Below are 15,709 nucleotides of genomic sequence, written 5' to 3'. Positions count from 1 at the left end.
TCAATACTGATGAACCGTCAGGAAGTGTGGAGGTGCCCCACGTGTCCTGGAGGGCGGTCCGGTGGCTCAGCCCACCCGACGGATCACCGCGGCGTCGAACAGATCCCACGCCCTTGGAAACGCGCTCTCCTCATGGCAGTGCCACGCCTCCCAGAACAGGTCGGCGAGCAGGGCGTCCTCCGGGGCGTACACCCGGTAGACGTACTGTCTGCCGTCGACCGCGGGCAACGCCACCAGCCAGCACCCGCTCTCCCTGTCCCCGCGGGATCTCTCCTCGCCCCTGTGGAGGTACGACATGCCCTTGTGGACGTACGACGCGGCGCGACGGTTGCGAACGGAGCAATAGAGCGCACTGCAACATGGCGCGCGCCCCTCGGGGGCGTTCGGCGTGATCTCATCCGTAAGGAGGAGATTCCGGCCCCCGGAGTCCACTCCGTGTGGGACGCCAAAATGCTTCCCCTCGGGGATGACTCGGCTCGATGTGGCTGATGGGGTAAGGGATGTGCAACCCCGTATCCCCCGGCAGTCGGCCCAGGAACAGGACTGCCGGCACCCGGACGCCCCGGCGGACGCCGCCACGCTCAGCGACGAGCTGGCGGCGGTGGTCTCCGGTGCCCGCCGTCGGGCGACCAGGGACGGGGACCGGCAGATCGACACGGCCCACCTGCTGCACTCGCTGCTGGAGCACGACCCCGACGTCTACGCCGTCTTCGGCGAGGGACCCCAGATCGCCCGCCTGCTCGGCTACCTCGTGCAGCGCACCATCGGCTACGGCCTGCGCTGGCAGGGCACCGTCGAGGACTCCGGCGCCGTCCCCGTGGTGATGCACGGAGAGGGCTTCTCCCCGCTGGCCGCGAGCGCCATGGAGCAGGCCTGCCGCCGCGCTGCCGAGCGGGGCGACCCGCAGGCCCGCGGCGTCGACCTGCTCGCGTCGATCGTGGTGGACCCGCAGGCGCGCGCCGTCGAGGTGCTCGCCCGCGCCGGCATCGACGCGGACACCGTGCGCACCCGCATCGACGAACACCGCGACGAGTACGTCGCCGGCGGCGAGGCCGCCCGCTAGGCCCGCCCCTCCGCTTTCACTCCCGCCGGTCAGGATCCGAACCTGAGGCGAGCCTGCCTGCCATGCGGCCGTCCACACCGCGAGACAGGTGTCAAAGAGGGTGACGCTCATGTCATCGCCTGTCATCATGTGCCGGTGCGTAAGTCTGAGAGCGGTCACTCCGGCCGCGGCAAGGGTGTCGGGCTCGGTCTGGCGATCGGGTCGGCGGTCGCCTTCGGCGGTTCCGGTGTCGCGGCCAAGCCGCTGATCGAGGCGGGACTCGACCCGCTGCACGTGGTGTGGCTGCGGGTGGCCGGCGCCGCCCTCGTGATGCTGCCGCTCGCCGTGCGCCACCGTGCCCTGCTGCGCAGCCGTCCCGCGCTGCTCGCCGGGTTCGGCCTGCTCGGCGTGGCCGGGGTGCAGGCGTTCTACTTCGCCTCGCTCTCCCGCATCCCCGTCGGCGTCGCGCTGCTCGTCGAGTACCTGGCGCCCGCACTCGTCCTCGGCTGGGTGCGGTTCGTGCAACGGCGGCCGGTCACGCGCGCCGCGGCCGTCGGCGTGGTCCTCGCGGTCGGTGGCCTGGCCTGTGTCGTCGAGGTCTGGTCGGGCCTGAGCTTCGACGCCCTCGGACTGCTCCTCGCGCTCGGCGCCGCCTGCTGCCAGGTCGGCTACTTCGTCCTGTCCGACCAGGGCAGCGACTCGGGCGGCCAGGCACCCGACCCGCTCGGCGTCATCGCCTACGGACTGCTGGTCGGCGCCGCCGTCCTGACCGTCGTGGCCCGGCCCTGGACCATGGACTGGCCGGTCCTCGCGGACACCGCCCACATGAACGGCACCCCGGTCGCGGCCACCCTGCTGCTGGCCTGGATCGTGCTGGTCGCCACGGTGATCGCGTACGTCACCGGCGTGGTGTCGATACGACGTCTCTCACCGCAGGTCGCCGGCGTCGTCGCGTGCCTGGAGGCGGTCATCGCCACCGTCCTCGCCTGGTTCCTGCTCGGCGAGCACCTCTCCGCACCGCAGATCATCGGCGGCCTGGCCGTCCTGGCCGGGGCGTTCATCGCGCAGTCGGCCACGCCCGCCAGGACCGCCCCCGAACCGGTGGCGAGCGGTGGCCCGGAATATGAGTTGTCCGCCCGCGAAAACGTTGCCTAAGCTCCGCAATCATGCCTTCGACACACGTTCTTCCGCCTCCGGCCGCCTGAGGCGGGCCCTCCGGTACAGCCCGCCCGGCAGCGCGCCGGGCGCAACGGTGCTGCCCGCAGACGAAGTCCATGGACCCCGCTGAGCCGGGCTCCGCCCAGAACTTCTGCATGTCTGCGGAGAACAACTCGTGTCGAACACCTCTGACTCCGGCCTGCCCATCGGGCGAGGCCTCATCTACCTGATCATCGCCGGTGTCGCCTGGGGCACCGCGGGCGCGGCCGCCTCCCTGGTCTACCGGACCAGTGACATGGGACCGGTCGCCCTGTCCTTCTGGCGCTGCGCGGCCGGCTTCGTGCTGCTGCTCGGCGTGCGCCTGCTGCATCCGCGGCCCCGTCGCACCGTGTCCGGACCGCTCGCCCGCAAGGCGCTGCGGGCAGGCACCACGGGCATCACGCTCGCCGTGTTCCAGACGGCCTACTTCGCCGCCGTGGAGATCACCGGACTCGCCGTGGGCACCGTCGTCACCCTCGGCGCCGGTCCCGTGTTCATCGCGCTCGGCGCCCGGCTGACGCTGGGGGAGCGGCTCGGTCGCGGGGGCGTCGCGGCGGTGGCCGGTGCGCTCACCGGCCTCGTGGTGCTCACGCTCGGCGGCGGGGGCGCGACGGTACGGCCGTGGGGCGTGCTGCTCGCACTCGTGTCCGCGGCCGGGTACTGCGTGATGACGCTGCTGGCCCGCAAGTGGGGCCGCGACGGCGGGGCCGACGCCGCCGGCACCTCCGTCTGGGCCTTCGCGGTCACCAGCCTGTGCCTGCTGCCGCTCGCCCTGGCCGAGGGGATCCTGCCGTACGCCGCCGATCCGCTCCGGCTCGGCTGGCTGGTGGCGTACATCGCGACCGTCCCCACGGCTCTCGCGTACGCCCTCTACTTCGCGGGCACGGCCGTCGTACGGGCGGCCACGGTGTCCGTGATCATGCTGCTTGAGCCGGTCAGCGCGGCGGTGCTCGCCATCGTCCTGCTCGGCGAACACCTGACGGCCCCGACCCTCGCCGGCACCCTGCTGATGCTCGGCTCGGTCGCGGGCCTGGCGGTGGCCGAGACGCGCGGGGTGCGGCGGGAGCGAGAGGGCGAACCGCTGCCGGCATGACGGGACAGGGGCCCTGCATCGCACGGTGCAGGGCCCCTCAGGCCGGGCGCCGCCGCAGCATGTGCTCGCGCGCCGCAGCGTCACGCGGACCGGCGCGCCCCGCCAGCCGCCCCGCGATCCGGTCCTGGACCTCCTCGGTCCGCCGCCCGCCGAACTTGAACTTCGCGCGCACGCCGGTCACTTCGAGCCGCAGCCCGCGAATGCCCGACAGCAGCCTGCCGTACGGTGCCTGTCCGACCGCCACCTCGGCCGAGCCGCCCTCCGGCTGGAAGTGGCCGACCTGGCGGCGCAGCAGCGCGGCCTTCTCGGCCGGGTCGTCCACGACGGCGGCCCGGCAGCGGAGCTGGACCGCCGCGTAGAAGCTCGTCGGGGTGCCGTGCTCGGGCGGCTGCTCAGGCTCCGCCTGCCAGGGCCCGGGCACGAACACGTAGTCGTCGACCACACTCAGGACGACCTCGGGGTTCGCCAGCAGCGCCGGCCACATCGGATGGGGGCGGGCCAGATGCGTCACGGCCGCACCGCGCCCCGCGTCGTACGCGAAGTGCAGCGGCTGGACATGCGGTGGCTCGCCGTCCACGCCGGTGACCACGAGCTGCCCGAAGTCGTGGTCCTCCAGCCACCGCTGCCACTCGGCGTCGTCGCGGGGCGCGTCCCACGGGTGGATCAGCATCACAGCTCCGCGAGGTAGTCGGGCAGCTCGATGCCGGGGGCGAGGCCGGGATCCGTGACCGGCGTCTCGTAGCCCTTGCGCAGTGGGACGAGGCCGGCCCAGTGGGGGAGGGCGAGGTCCTCTGGCTCGTCGTTGACACCGCCCGTGCGGAGCTTGGCGGAGACCTCGTCGAGGTCGATGCGGATGACCGCGGTGGCGGCGAGCTCCTTCTTGTTGGCGGGCCGCGCGTCACGGGACCGGCCCGCCACCACATGGTCGACGAGCGCGTCCAGGGCGGTCCGCTTCTCCTCCGGGTCCGTCACGTCGTACGCGATGCCGTGCACCACCACCGACCGGTAGTTGATCGAGTGGTGGAAGGCCGAACGGGCCAGGACCAGCGCGTCGACATGCGTGACGGTCAGACACACCGGCAGCCCCGGATCGGCCCTGCCGGTCATCCGCAGCGGGCGCGATCCCGTCGAGCCATGGACGTACAGCGTCTCCCCGACCCGCCCGAAGAGCGTGGGCAGTACGACCGGTGTGCCGTCGCGGACGAAGCCGAGGTGGCAGACGTAGGCCTCGTCGAGGATCGCGTGCACCAGTTCCCTGTCGTACGACGCACGGTCCGCGGAGCGGGTGGGGATGGTGCGGTCGGTCGGTGTGTAGGCGTCGGACGGTGTCGTCGATTGCGAGGTCCCCTGCATTTGCGCCCCCTATTGTACTAGTGCATAATGGTGTTTGTGCTAGGAGCATATCGGATCGAGGGGCGACGCGCAGCCGAGATCGCGTCGAGCGTCGAGCGCGCGGTGGGCTCGGGGAAGCTGGCACCGGGGCAACTGCTGCCTCCCATGCGGGAGTTGGCGACCGACCTCGGTGTGAACCCGAACACGGTCGCCGCCGCCTATCGCATCCTGCGCGAGCGCGGAGTGATCGAGACCGCGGGCCGCCGAGGCAGCAGGGTGCGGCCCAGGCCCGCCACGACCGGGCGCGAGTACGTCCGGGTGGACGTGCCCGAGGGCGTCCGCGACGTGGCGAGCGGCAACCCCGACCCGGCGCTGCTGCCGCCCCTGGCGAAGGCCTTCGCGGCTGCGGCCGAGTCGGCCGACCGGGAACCGGTGCTGTACGGGGACGACCCCGTGGACCCGGAGCTGGCGCGCATCGCACGGGCCCGGCTGGACGCCGACGGCGTGCCGGAGGGTCCGCTCGCCGTCACCTCCGGCTCACTCGACGCCATCGAGCGCGTCCTCGTCGCCCACCTCAAGCCCGGGGACACCGTCGCCGTCGAGGACCCCGGCTGGGGCGGCCTGCTCGACCTGATCCCGGCACTCGGACTGCGCATGGCCCCCGTCGGGGTCGACGACGAGGGCCCGCTGCCCGACGACGTACGGCGAGCCCTCGACTCCGGGGCGCGCGCCCTGATCGTGACCGACCGCGTACAGAACCCCACCGGCGCCGTCGTGAGCGCCACACGCGCGCGTGCCCTGCGCTCCGCGCTGCGCCGGCGCCCGGAGATCCTGCTGATCGAGGACGACCACGGGCACGGCATCGTCGACCTGCCCGTGCACCCCCTGGCCGGCACCACCCACCACTGGGCGTTCGTCCGCTCGGTGGCCAAGGCATACGGCCCGGACCTGCGCCTCGCCGTGCTCACCGGCGACGAGACCACGGTGGACCGGGTACGCGGACGCCAGCGACTGGGCCCCGGCTGGGTGAGCCGGCTGGTGCAGCGGGCGGTGGTGCGGCTGTGGAGCGACGGCGCCGTGGATCCGGCGGCGGTGGCGACGACGTACGGCAGACGCCGCGCGCTGCTGATGGAGGCGCTGGCCGAGCGGGGGGTGGAGGCGCACGGCCGCAGCGGCCTCAACGTCTGGATCCCGGTTCCCGACGAGACGGGAGCCGTGTCCCGCCTGCTGCATGCCGGCTGGGCGGTGGCGCCGGGGGCACGCTTTCGTACGAGTTCACCGCCCGGAATCAGGATCACCACCTCGACACTCACTGAGGATGAAGTCACCCCTCTGGCGGCCGCGGTGGCGACTGCAGTGGGCCCGGGGCCGACGCGGAGTCACGTGTGACACGGGTGCGATTGCCGACTTAAGGGGCGCGGGGAACTGCGCGACCAGCCCCAACGCGCCCGCACTCGCGAACAATCAAGTCCCCCCTCCCCCTTGGGCGCCCTTCCGCCGCACCTGAGTAAGCGCAGCCCCCGCCAACACGACCACCGCCCCCACAGGCGTCGACCAGTCAAGGGACTCGCCGAGCACGGCAACCCCCGCAGCTGTCGCAATGACCGGAATGAAGTAGGTGACCATCTGAGCCGTGGTCGGCCCCACCTCCGCAACCAGCCCGTACTGAAGCAGCACCGCGACCCCGGTCCCCAACGCCCCCAACGCCAAGATCGCCAGCAATGGCACCACAGACACCCGCGTCGGCAACGACGTGAACAAGGGCGTGGCAACGGCCAGTTGAACCGTCGCCAGCAACAACTGCGCACCGGTCAGCGACAGATGCGACTCACTCGCCCCCGCCAACGTCCGCCGCACGTATATCCAGCCGATCGGATAGCTCAAGGAGGCCAGCAGCGCCATCGCCGTCCCCGTGGCATCCAGCCCTTGAAAGCCCTGCCACGCCCCCAGCACCGTCAGGACACCGAGGAACCCGATCCCCAGCCCGGCCACCCGCACCCGCGTCGGCCGGTCCTCCGACAGCGCCACCATGGACAGGGCCATACCCCACAGCGGTGAGGTCGCGTTGCAGATGCCCGCCAGCGTGGACGGAATGGTCAACTCCGCGTACGCGAACAGCGAGAACGGCAGCGCGTTCAGGAAGAACGCGGCGACGGCGAGGTGCCCCCACGTCCGCACCCCGCGCGGCAGCCGCTCCCGTCTCACCGCCATCGCGGCCGCCAGGATCGCCGTACCGAACACCAGCCGCCCCAGCGTGACCTGGAACGGCGCGTAACCGTCGGTGCCCACCTTGATGAGCAGGAAGCTGAAGCCCCAGATCAAGGAGAGGGCGGCGAAGCGCAGCCGCCAGTCGAGGCGGGCGCGGCGGCGGACAGGAGCTGCGGCCGAGGTGGCCGCGACGGTGGCGGTGGTCATGGCAGCAACGATGCCGCCCCCGATCTCGTAGCACAATCGAGTTTTTTCGCGCGATATCTCGTAGCATTGCTTACATGTTGAATCTGGAGCGCCTCCGCACCCTCGACGCCCTCGCCCGGCACGGCTCGGTCAGCGGCGCCGCCGAAGGGCTGCACATCACGACGTCGGCCGTGTCCCAGCAGATGTCCAAGCTGGAGCGGGAGGTCGGCCAGCGGCTCCTCGCCAAGAACGGCCGGGGTGTGCGGCTCACCGACGCCGGGCGGCTGCTCGCCGAGCACGCCGCGCGCATCCTGTCGCAGGTCGAGCTGGCCCAGGCCGATCTGGAGGCACAGCGCGGGCAGGTGGTCGGCGAACTGCGGCTGGTCGCCTTCCCCACCGCCCTGCGCGGACTGTTCCCGGCCGCGCTCACCAAGCTGCGCGCCGACCATCCGGCGCTGCGGCTGCGCACGCGCGAGCTGGAGCCCGAGAACGGGGTCGCCGCGGTGATCCGGGGCGACGCGGACCTGGCCGTCGTCCTCGACTGGTACAACAAGCCGCTGCCCATGCCGGAGGGGCTCGCCAAGGCCCCGATCCTCGACGACCGCGTCGAGATCGCCATGCCCGAGGGGCACCCGCTCGCCGACCGGCGCGAGGTCGACCTGGAGGACTTCGCGGGCGACGAATGGGTCGCCTGGCCCGAGGGCGAGTTCTGCCACGAGTGGCTGCTCTACACGCTGCGCACCAAGGGCATCGAGCCCCGGATCGCTCACCGCGCCGAGGAGCACCACACCCAACTCGCGCTGGTCTCCGCCGGGTTGGGCGTGTGTGTCGCGCCCAAGCTGGGCCGTGACCCGATGCCGCTGGGCGTGCGGGCCGTGCCGGTGCGCGACCGGGTGCACCGGTACATCTACGCGGTGTGGCGCGCGGACGCCGACCGCCGCCCGTCGATCCGGGCGGCGGTCGAGGCCCTCCAGGCGGCGGCCGAGAAGGTCGGCTGAGGGACGCCCGCGGCGACCGCGGGCGTCAGGTCAGACCGACCCCAGCTTGCGGAAGTCCCAGGACACGATCTTCTCCGGGGTCAGCCGTATCCACGCGTGCCGGCCGTCGTGCGGCATCTCGTCGAGGCCGAAGTTCTTGCGCGCGAACAGCGTCTCGGGGACGTCGAGTTCGGCCCGCAGCTCGCCCACGCGCGGGATCTCGCCCACGAACTCGACGGTGCCGGACAGCTCGACGCCGCGAAGCTGCTCGTACTCCTCGCCCGTGTCGATCACGACCGCGACCCGCGGATCGCGCCGCAGCTCGGTCCACCGCTTGCTGCGGACCACCGAGTACAGCCACAGCGAGTTGCCGTCCCAGGCGAACCACAGGGCGCTGACGTGCGGGAAGCCGTCGGCGGACACCGTGGCGACCCGGCAGGTGCGCTGGCTGGTGAGGAACTCGTCCAGCTCACCGGGCGTCATCATGATCTTCCGGCCCCGGCGCTGAGTGACGGTCATACGGCCCCCTCTTCTCCCACGTCGTGTCAGAGGAGAGATCCTCTGACATCACGTCAGAAAAGGATGAGTCGTCTCGCGTCCACGCGCAATGGTGGTTCCGTCCTCACGCGAGGATGGCTACGCTCGCCCGCCCACACCGCCGTAGGGCACAGGGGGCCCCATGCCGTCGTACGCCGAACCGAGCGCACTTCTCGACCCCGCCACCACCGTCCTGCTCACCGTCGAATGCCAGCAGGGCGTCGTCGGCCCGGACAGCGCGCTGCCCGAACTCGCCAAGGAGGCACGGGACTCGGGCGCCCTCGCCAACGTGGCACGGCTGGTGGCCGCCGCCCACGAGAGCGGCGTCCAGGTGATCCACGCCGTCGCCGAGCGCCGCCCCGACGGCCGGGGCGCCAACCACAACGCCCGCCTCTTCCGCGCCGCCGAACGGCTCCCCGTCCAACAGCTCTCCGGTACCGAGGCGGTACGCGTGGCGGCGCCGATCGAGGTCGCCGACGAGGACCTGGTGGTACGACGGCTGCACGGGCTGTCGCCGATCCAGGGCACCGATGTCGACGCGCTGCTGCGCAACCTGGGCTGCCGCACCCTCGTGATCACCGGTGTCTCGGCCAACGTGGCCGTCCCCAACGCCGTGTTCGACGCCGTCAACCGCGGCTACACGGCCGTGGTCCCCACGGACGCCATCGCCGGAGTGCCCTCCGACTACACCCCGGCGATGATCAGCCACACCCTCGCATTGGTCGCCACGGTCGCGACCACGGACGAGGTGCTGGGCTGTCTGAGGCGTCCGGGCGGGGTCAGGCCAGCGTGATCGAGTCGCCCGACACGCTGATCTGCTTGGCCTCCAGCGGCTGGGTCGCGGGCCCCTTCTTCACGCTGCCGTCGAGGACGGAGAACTGGCTGCCGTGACAGGCGCAGGAGAGGGTGTCGCCCGCGAGGTCCTTCATCGGGCACTTCTGGTGCGTGCAGATCGTCGAGAAGGCCTTGAATTCGCCGGCCGCCGGCTGCGAGACGACCACCTTCTCGTCGGTGAAGACCTTGCCGCCGCCCTCCGGGATGTCGGCGGTCTTGGCGAGCGCCGCACCTCCGGCGCCCGCGTCGGCGGACGAACCGCCTCCCGCTTCGGTGGTCGCGCCACCCGCGGCGGCGCCCTGTTCGGTGGACGAGCCGGACGCCTCGTCGTCCGATCCGCACGCGGTCAGCGCAGCGGCGAGCCCCGCCGCGCCGACCGCCGTCACGACGGCACGGCGGCTGGGTGCCGACACCGGCTGTACTGATTCGCTGGTCATGCTGACGTTCCTTCCCGTCATTCGTGAACTGCCGAAAGGTACGGTCCTTGCGGACCACCTGTTCAGACGATGTCGAAATCCTGACCCTGTCCGGCGCAGAGGTGGGTAAAGCGGAGCTGTCGGTTCCCTGTCCGGAGCTGTCGATCACCTGTCGGCCGCGCCGCACGCCGCCCGCCCGGGTCGCCGCCGACCCCCGCCACGCGCCAGTAACCTGGGGCGATGCTCAAGGAAGTCATCGCGACCCGCTACATCACCCCCCTGCGTGAGGGCGGCTCGCTGCCGGGGCTTGTCGAGGCCGACGACTTCGGGACCTACGTCCTGAAGTTCACCGGCGCCGGACAGGGCCGCAAGACACTCGTCGCCGAGGTCGTCTGCGGCGAACTCGCCCGCAGACTGGGCCTCAGGGTGCCCCGACTGGTGACGGTCGAACTCGACCCCGTGCTGGGGCTCGGCGAACCCGAGCAGCAGGTGCAGGAGCTGCTCAGGTCCAGCGGCGGCACCAACCTCGGCATGGACTTCCTTTCCGGCGCCCTCGGCTTCGACCCCCTCGCCTTCGAGGTGAGCCGCGAGGAAGCCGGCCGCATCGTCTGGTTCGACGCGCTGGTGAACAACGTCGACCGGTCCTGGCGCAACCCCAACCTGCTGATGTGGCAGGGCGAGTTGTGGCTCATCGACCACGGCGCGACCATGATCTGGCACCACAACTGGCCCGGAGCGCAGGCCTCGGCGCAGCGCCCGTACGACGCCTGCGACCACGCCCTCGCCTCCTTCGCGCCCGATGTGCCGGGCGCCGCCGCCGAGTTGGCGCCACTGGTCACCGAGGACCTGCTAGCCGAGGTGACCGCCGCGATCCCGGACGCCTGGCTGGCCGCCGAGCCCGGCTTCGACACCCCGGACGACCTCCGGCGGGCGTATGCGAGGCCACTGTCGGCACGGGCGGCCGTCGTCCATGAGCGCATCACCGGCATCGAGGAGGGCAAGTGAGCGAGCGCCACATTCACATGGCCGGACATGTGGTCGAACGCCACATCATCCGGGGCGGCGAGGCGAACGAGCGGGACGTCTTCGAGTACGCCCTGCTGCGCGTCGTACCCCGCGTCGAACGCGGCGAGTGCATCAACGCGGGCGTGCTCGTGTACTGCCGCGCCCAGGCCTACGTCGGTGCCCGCACTCACCTCGACGAGGCGCGGCTGCTCGCCCTCGACCCGCACGCCGACGTGGCCGGCGTCCGGGCCGCCCTCGGGGCGGTCGAGCGGGTCTGCGGCGGCGGGGGGGCTGCGGGGCAGGCCGCCGGCGACGACGCCGGGCGGCGCTTCCGGTGGCTGATCGCGCCGCGCTCGACGGTCGTGCAGCCGGGGCCCGTGCACACGGGGCTCACCTCCGATCCGGTGGCCGAGACGCAGCGGCTGCTCGACCTGTTGGTGAAGTGATGGATCAGGTAATGGATCACATGGGCGCGGTGGCCGTTGACACCGCGTGCCAGGGCTTCTAGCGTCACGTCCATCGAAGGTACTAAGCGGTCGCTCACCTGAGGAGAGTCACTGATGTCCACCACTGAGCAGCGGGTCGCCGTAGTCACCGGCGCAGCGCGCGGCATCGGCGCCGCCACCGCCGTACGGCTGGCCGCCGAGGGCCGCGCGGTCGCCGTGATCGACCTCGACGAGGCCGCCTGCAAGGACACCGTGGAGAAGATCACCGCGGCCGGCGGCAAGGCGATCGCGGTCGGCTGCGACGTCTCCGACGAGGCGCAGGTCGAGGCGGCCGTCGCGCGCATCGTCGAGGAGCTCGGCGCCCCGACGATCCTGGTCAACAACGCGGGCGTGCTGCGCGACAACCTGCTGTTCAAGATGAGCGTCTCCGACTGGGACACCGTCATGAACGTCCACCTGCGCGGCGCCTTCCTGATGTCCAGGGCCTGCCAGAAGCACATGGTGGACGCGGGCTTCGGCCGGATCGTCAACCTCTCCTCGTCCTCCGCGCTCGGCAACCGCGGCCAGGTCAACTACTCCGCCGCCAAGGCCGGCATGCAGGGCTTCACCAAGACCCTCGCCAAGGAGCTCGGCAAGTTCGGCGTCACCGCCAACGCCGTCGCCCCCGGCTTCATCGCCACCGAGATGACCAAGGCCACCGCGGAGCGCGTCGGCATGGGCTTCGAGGACTTCAAGGCCGCGGCCGCCACCCAGATCCCGGTGGCCCGGGTCGGCGAGCCGGAGGACATCGCAGGCGCGATCGCCTTCTTCACCGGCGAGGCGGCCGGCTTCGTCTCCGGCCAGGTGCTGTACGTCGCCGGCGGACCGCTCGACTAGGGGGCAGGGACATGACTACGCAGCTCCCCGAGCTCTCGGGCAAGGTCGCCCTCGTCACGGGCGCCAGCCGCGGCATCGGCTACGGCGTCGCCGAGGCGCTGGTCGCGCGCGGCGACCGCGTGTGCATCACCGGCCGCAACGAGGACGCCCTCAAGGAGGCCGTCGACAAGCTCGGCGCCGAGCGCGCCGTCTACGTCGCCGGCAAGGCGCACGACGAGGCCCACCAGGCCGTCGCCGTCGAGCGCACCATGGAGGCCTTCGGCCGCGTCGACCACCTGGTCAACAACGCCGGTACGAACCCGGTGTTCGGGCCGGTCGCCGACCTCGACCTGAACGTCGCGCGCAAGGTCTTCGAGACCAACGTGATCTCGGCGCTGGGCTTCGCGCAGAAGACCTGGCACGCCTGGCAGAAGGACAACGGCGGCGCGATCGTCAACATCGCCTCCGTCGCGGGCATCGCACCCTCGCCGTTCATCGCCGCCTACGGCGTCAGCAAGGCCGCGCTGATCAACCTCACCCAGCAGCTCGCACACGAGTTCGCGCCCAAGGTACGGGTCAACGCGATCGCCCCGGCCGTGGTGAAGACCAAGTTCGCGCAGGCCCTGTACGAGGGCCGGGAGGCGGAGGCCGCCGCGGCCTACCCGCTGGGCCGGCTCGGCGTGCCCTCCGACATCGGCGGTGCCGCCGCGTTCCTCACTTCCGAGCAGTCGGACTGGATCACCGGCCAGACCCTCGTCGTCGACGGCGGGATCTTCCTCAACGCCGGCGTGGGCTGACCCGCGGGACACGACACCGAACCGACACGGGCGCCGCTGGACAACAGCGGCGCCCGTGTCGACGTATCGGAAGATCATTAAACCCTGACAACGTAGTCACCGGAAAGAACGAACAACTGCTCCATGAGACAGGAGGTCCAACGGCCGGAACACTGCGGTATCGTCTGCCGACCCTTGGTATGGCAGATCGAGGAGCGTGCGCGTGTTCAACCGGATCCGACGCCTGCGGCAGGTGGCGGCCATCGCGTCCATATCGTCCCTGGTGGCAGGGTGCGGCGTCCTCTCGTCCGATTCGACGGATGAGGGAGGCCCGATCGTGGTGGGGACGACCGCGGCCCCCAGCACCCTGGATCCCGCCGCGTCCTGGGACAGCTCCTGGGAACTGTTCCGCAACATTTACCAGACGCTGCTGAGCTACCCGTCCGGCTCGACCACCCCCGAGCCCGACGCCGCCGAGAACTGCCGGTTCACCGACAGCTCGAACATGAAGTACCAGTGCGAGCTGCGCGAGGGCCTGACCTTCTCCGACGGACACCCCCTCGACGCCAAGGCCGTCAAGCACTCGGTCGACCGCATCCTGAAGATCAACGTCAACGGCGGCCCCGCCGGTCTGCTGGGCAGCCTCGAACGGGTCCAGGTGCTGGACGACCGCGAGGTGGTCTTCCACCTCAACAAGGCCGACGCGACCTTCCCGTTCGTCCTCGCCACTCCCGCCATGTCGATCGTCGACCCCGAGGAGTACCCCGCGGACAAGCTCCGCGAAGAGCGCACGATCGTCGGGTCGGGGCCGTACACCCTGTCGTCGTACGACGACGGCAACCAGGCCGAACTCGTCAAGAACGACAGCTACAAGGGCATCGCGGAGCGCAAGAACAGTGCGGTGACCATCCGCTACTACCAGGACTCGCCCACCATGGTCGCCGCGCTGCGCGACAAGAAGCTCGACGTCGCCTTCCGTGGCCTCGCCGCCGACGACATCGTCGACATCCAGGCCGACGACGATGACGAGCTCCAGCTCATCGAGGGCTCCGGCACCGAGATCAACTACCTGGTCTTCAACCCCGAGGACCCCATGGCCGGCAAGACCGCCGTCCGCAAGGCCATCGCCCAGGTCGTCGACCGCCCGGCGATCGCCCACAAGGTCTACAAGGACACCGTCGAGCCGCTGTACTCCATGGTCCCCAAGGGCCTGACCGGGCACACCACCGGCTTCTTCGACGACTTCGGCGAGCCCAGCACGTCCAAGGCCCGCAAGATCCTCACCGAGGCCGACATCTCGACCCCCGTCCCGCTCACCCTCTGGTACACCAGCGACCGCTACGGCTCCGCCACCAAGGCGGAGTTCGAGGAGCTGAAGAACCAGCTCGAGGCGTCCGGCCTGTTCAAGATCACCCTCAAGTCCCGCCCCTGGAAGACGTACGTCGAGGGCTACCAGAAGGGCGAGTACCCGGTCTTCGGGCGCGGCTGGTTCCCCGACTTCCCTGACGCGGACAACTTCATCGCGCCGTTCGTCGGTGAGCAGAACGCGCTCGGCACGCCCTATGTGACGCCCAGGATCACCGAGACCCTGCTGCCCAACTCCCGTGCCCAGAGCGACCGGGCCAACGTCGTGAAGGACATCGAGGACGCCCAGCGCATCCTGGTCGACGACGCGCGGCTGCTGCCGCTGTGGCAGGGCCGGCAGTACGTGGCCGCGAGCTCGGAGGTCTCCGGGGCGGAGCGGGCGCTGGACCCGTCGACGATCATGATGGTGGGGGAGCTGTCCCGCAAGACCAGTTGGTAGTCGACGGGATGTGCGGTGGGCGGGGCGATTGTCAGTGGCCGCCTGTAGGTTCGGAGAACTGGAAGTGACCGCTGAGCGGTCGCCCCTCATTGTTCTTGTTCGCCGCACATCGTAAGGAAGTCGACGTGACCGACATCGCCATGCTGCCCGAGTCCTGGCGCGGGGTTCTGGCTGACGAACTGCAGCAGCCCTACTTCAAGGAGCTGACGGAGTTCGTCGAGGAGGAGCGGGCGAAGGGTCCCGTCTACCCGCCGCGCGAGGAGGTCTTCGCGGCGCTGGACGCGACGCCGTACGACAAGGTGAAGGTCCTGATCCTCGGCCAGGACCCGTATCACGGGGAGGGACAGGGGCACGGTCTGTGCTTCTCGGTCCGTCCCGGGGTGAAGACACCGCCCTCGCTGCGCAACATCTACAAGGAGATGAAGGAGGAGCTCGGCCACCCCGTCCCCGACAACGGCTATCTGATGCCGTGGGCCGAGCAGGGTGTCCTGCTGCTCAACGCGGTGCTGACGGTCCGCGCCGGCGAGGCGAACTCGCACAAGGGCAAGGGCTGGGAGAAGTTCACGGACGCCGTCATCAAGGCCGTGGCGGGCCGGCCCGACCCCGCGGTGTTCGTGCTGTGGGGCAACTACGCCCAGAAGAAGCTCCCGCTCATCGATGAGACGCGCCATGTGGTGGTGAAGGGGGCGCATCCCTCGCCACTGTCCGCGAAGAAGTTCTTCGGCTCCCACCCGTTCACACAGATCAACGAGGCGGTGGCCCGACAGGGGCATGAGCCGATCGACTGGCGGATCCCTGACCTGGGCTGATCTTGGTCGGGGGGCGGGCTGTTCGCCCGGAGGCGGAAATCGTCGGCCGGGCTCTCCGTCGGAGGGGGAGGGAGCCGTCGGCTGGGTTCTTCGCCGGGAGAGGGGACAGCCGTCGGTCGGGCTCATCATCGGGGATCGGGGGGCGGGCGGCGGCCGGGCTCGTTGCCGGGGAGGGGGCAGTCGTCGGCCGGA

Annotated in this window: 18 protein-coding genes; 12 read left to right on the top strand and 6 right to left on the bottom strand. The window is 71.0% G+C overall.

Going from position 1 to position 15,709, the window contains the following annotated elements; translation table 11 throughout:
* Positions 1 to 66 precede the first annotated feature (66 nt).
* Positions 67 to 234, bottom strand: coding sequence for a hypothetical protein (locus tag ACP4J3_RS44550; RefSeq protein ID WP_426542881.1), 168 nt, complete (start codon positions 232 to 234; stop codon positions 67 to 69).
* Between the two features lie 268 nt (positions 235 to 502).
* On the opposite strand from ACP4J3_RS44550, the gene ACP4J3_RS44545 reads away from it, so the two are divergent.
* The 3 genes from ACP4J3_RS44545 (at position 503) to ACP4J3_RS44535 (ending at position 3,332) form a co-directional block, all read left to right on the top strand.
* Entirely contained in the window at positions 503 to 1,063 is a 561-nt protein-coding gene (locus ACP4J3_RS44545) for a Clp protease N-terminal domain-containing protein (protein WP_426542879.1), read from the top strand.
* Positions 1,064 to 1,192: 129 nt separating this feature from the next.
* Complete coding sequence (locus tag ACP4J3_RS44540; RefSeq protein WP_426542877.1) at positions 1,193 to 2,197, top strand: EamA family transporter; 1,005 nt, start codon at positions 1,193 to 1,195, stop codon at positions 2,195 to 2,197.
* 178 nt (positions 2,198 to 2,375) lie between these two features.
* Positions 2,376 to 3,332, top strand: a complete 957-nt coding sequence (locus ACP4J3_RS44535) for a DMT family transporter (protein WP_426542875.1) — start codon at positions 2,376 to 2,378, stop codon at positions 3,330 to 3,332.
* 37 nt (positions 3,333 to 3,369) lie between these two features.
* Here the strand turns inward: ACP4J3_RS44535 and ACP4J3_RS44530 are convergent, their stop codons facing one another.
* Positions 3,370 to 4,002: an FMN-binding negative transcriptional regulator gene (locus ACP4J3_RS44530; RefSeq protein ID WP_426542873.1), complete on the bottom strand. Its 633-nt coding sequence runs from the start codon at positions 4,000 to 4,002 to the stop codon at positions 3,370 to 3,372.
* A complete protein-coding gene (locus tag ACP4J3_RS44525) occupies positions 4,002 to 4,685 on the bottom strand; it encodes a pyridoxamine 5'-phosphate oxidase family protein (protein ID WP_426542871.1) in 684 nt (227 codons plus the stop codon). The genes ACP4J3_RS44530 and ACP4J3_RS44525 overlap by 1 nt, the downstream gene beginning before the upstream one ends.
* A 36-nt stretch (positions 4,686 to 4,721) precedes the next feature.
* Between ACP4J3_RS44525 and ACP4J3_RS44520 the strand changes: the two genes are divergently transcribed.
* Positions 4,722 to 6,053: an aminotransferase class I/II-fold pyridoxal phosphate-dependent enzyme gene (locus ACP4J3_RS44520; RefSeq protein WP_426542869.1), complete on the top strand. Its 1,332-nt coding sequence runs from the start codon at positions 4,722 to 4,724 to the stop codon at positions 6,051 to 6,053.
* A gap of 75 nt (positions 6,054 to 6,128) precedes the next feature.
* Here ACP4J3_RS44520 and ACP4J3_RS44515 read toward each other — a convergent pair whose 3' ends face one another.
* Positions 6,129 to 7,079, bottom strand: a complete 951-nt coding sequence (locus tag ACP4J3_RS44515) for a DMT family transporter (protein ID WP_426542868.1) — start codon at positions 7,077 to 7,079, stop codon at positions 6,129 to 6,131.
* A gap of 74 nt (positions 7,080 to 7,153) precedes the next feature.
* On the opposite strand from ACP4J3_RS44515, the gene ACP4J3_RS44510 reads away from it, so the two are divergent.
* Positions 7,154 to 8,056, top strand: a complete 903-nt coding sequence (locus ACP4J3_RS44510) for a LysR family transcriptional regulator (protein WP_426542867.1) — start codon at positions 7,154 to 7,156, stop codon at positions 8,054 to 8,056.
* A gap of 30 nt (positions 8,057 to 8,086) precedes the next feature.
* Here ACP4J3_RS44510 and ACP4J3_RS44505 read toward each other — a convergent pair whose 3' ends face one another.
* The gene (locus ACP4J3_RS44505) at positions 8,087 to 8,554 is read right to left on the bottom strand and encodes a pyridoxamine 5'-phosphate oxidase family protein (protein ID WP_426542866.1); all 468 of its coding nucleotides are present in this window, start codon (positions 8,552 to 8,554) and stop codon (positions 8,087 to 8,089) included.
* Positions 8,555 to 8,714: 160 nt separating this feature from the next.
* On the opposite strand from ACP4J3_RS44505, the gene ACP4J3_RS44500 reads away from it, so the two are divergent.
* A complete protein-coding gene (locus ACP4J3_RS44500; RefSeq protein WP_426542865.1) occupies positions 8,715 to 9,365 on the top strand; it encodes an isochorismatase family cysteine hydrolase in 651 nt (216 codons plus the stop codon).
* Here the strand turns inward: ACP4J3_RS44500 and ACP4J3_RS44495 are convergent.
* Positions 9,352 to 9,843, bottom strand: a complete 492-nt coding sequence (locus ACP4J3_RS44495; RefSeq protein WP_426542864.1) for a Rieske (2Fe-2S) protein — start codon at positions 9,841 to 9,843, stop codon at positions 9,352 to 9,354. The genes ACP4J3_RS44500 and ACP4J3_RS44495 overlap by 14 nt on opposite strands.
* Before the next feature lie 219 nt (positions 9,844 to 10,062).
* Between ACP4J3_RS44495 and ACP4J3_RS44490 the strand changes: the two genes are divergently transcribed.
* The 6 genes from ACP4J3_RS44490 (at position 10,063) to ACP4J3_RS44465 (ending at position 15,517) form a co-directional block, all read left to right on the top strand.
* On the top strand, positions 10,063 to 10,827 hold the full coding sequence (locus ACP4J3_RS44490) for a HipA family kinase (protein ID WP_426542863.1): 765 nt from the start codon (positions 10,063 to 10,065) through the stop codon (positions 10,825 to 10,827).
* Complete coding sequence (locus tag ACP4J3_RS44485) at positions 10,824 to 11,273, top strand: DUF3037 domain-containing protein (protein ID WP_426542862.1); 450 nt, start codon at positions 10,824 to 10,826, stop codon at positions 11,271 to 11,273. Before ACP4J3_RS44490 ends, ACP4J3_RS44485 begins: the two co-directional genes overlap by 4 nt.
* A 114-nt stretch (positions 11,274 to 11,387) precedes the next feature.
* The gene (gene fabG / locus ACP4J3_RS44480) at positions 11,388 to 12,149 is read left to right on the top strand and encodes a 3-oxoacyl-ACP reductase FabG (RefSeq protein ID WP_426542861.1); all 762 of its coding nucleotides are present in this window, start codon (positions 11,388 to 11,390) and stop codon (positions 12,147 to 12,149) included.
* Between the two features lie 11 nt (positions 12,150 to 12,160).
* Positions 12,161 to 12,925, top strand: a complete 765-nt coding sequence (locus ACP4J3_RS44475; protein ID WP_426542860.1) for an SDR family oxidoreductase — start codon at positions 12,161 to 12,163, stop codon at positions 12,923 to 12,925.
* Positions 12,926 to 13,127: 202 nt separating this feature from the next.
* Positions 13,128 to 14,708: an ABC transporter substrate-binding protein gene (locus ACP4J3_RS44470; RefSeq protein ID WP_426542859.1), complete on the top strand. Its 1,581-nt coding sequence runs from the start codon at positions 13,128 to 13,130 to the stop codon at positions 14,706 to 14,708.
* 125 nt (positions 14,709 to 14,833) lie between these two features.
* Entirely contained in the window at positions 14,834 to 15,517 is a 684-nt protein-coding gene (locus ACP4J3_RS44465; protein ID WP_426542858.1) for a uracil-DNA glycosylase, read from the top strand.
* Positions 15,518 to 15,709: the final 192 nt, after the last annotated feature.

It is taken from the genome of Streptomyces sp. UG1 (assembly GCF_049974585.1).
Lineage (GTDB): Bacteria > Actinomycetota > Actinomycetes > Streptomycetales > Streptomycetaceae > Streptomyces.
The sequence above is the reverse complement of the archived record's forward strand: the minus strand, read 5'-3'. Positions and strand labels throughout refer to the sequence as shown.

Coding starts and splice junctions, on each gene's coding strand:
- ACP4J3_RS44515 (WP_426542868.1), bottom strand. CDS start 7,079: ATGACCACCGCCACCGTCGCGGCCACCTCGGCCGCAGCTCCTGTCCGC.
- ACP4J3_RS44510 (WP_426542867.1), top strand. CDS start 7,154: ATGTTGAATCTGGAGCGCCTCCGCACCCTCGACGCCCTCGCCCGGCAC.
- ACP4J3_RS44475 (WP_426542860.1), top strand. CDS start 12,161: ATGACTACGCAGCTCCCCGAGCTCTCGGGCAAGGTCGCCCTCGTCACG.
- ACP4J3_RS44500 (WP_426542865.1), top strand. CDS start 8,715: ATGCCGTCGTACGCCGAACCGAGCGCACTTCTCGACCCCGCCACCACC.
- ACP4J3_RS44525 (WP_426542871.1), bottom strand. CDS start 4,685: ATGCAGGGGACCTCGCAATCGACGACACCGTCCGACGCCTACACACCG.
- ACP4J3_RS44530 (WP_426542873.1), bottom strand. CDS start 4,002: ATGCTGATCCACCCGTGGGACGCGCCCCGCGACGACGCCGAGTGGCAG.
- ACP4J3_RS44490 (WP_426542863.1), top strand. CDS start 10,063: ATGCTCAAGGAAGTCATCGCGACCCGCTACATCACCCCCCTGCGTGAG.
- fabG (WP_426542861.1), top strand. CDS start 11,388: ATGTCCACCACTGAGCAGCGGGTCGCCGTAGTCACCGGCGCAGCGCGC.
- ACP4J3_RS44495 (WP_426542864.1), bottom strand. CDS start 9,843: ATGACCAGCGAATCAGTACAGCCGGTGTCGGCACCCAGCCGCCGTGCC.
- ACP4J3_RS44505 (WP_426542866.1), bottom strand. CDS start 8,554: ATGACCGTCACTCAGCGCCGGGGCCGGAAGATCATGATGACGCCCGGT.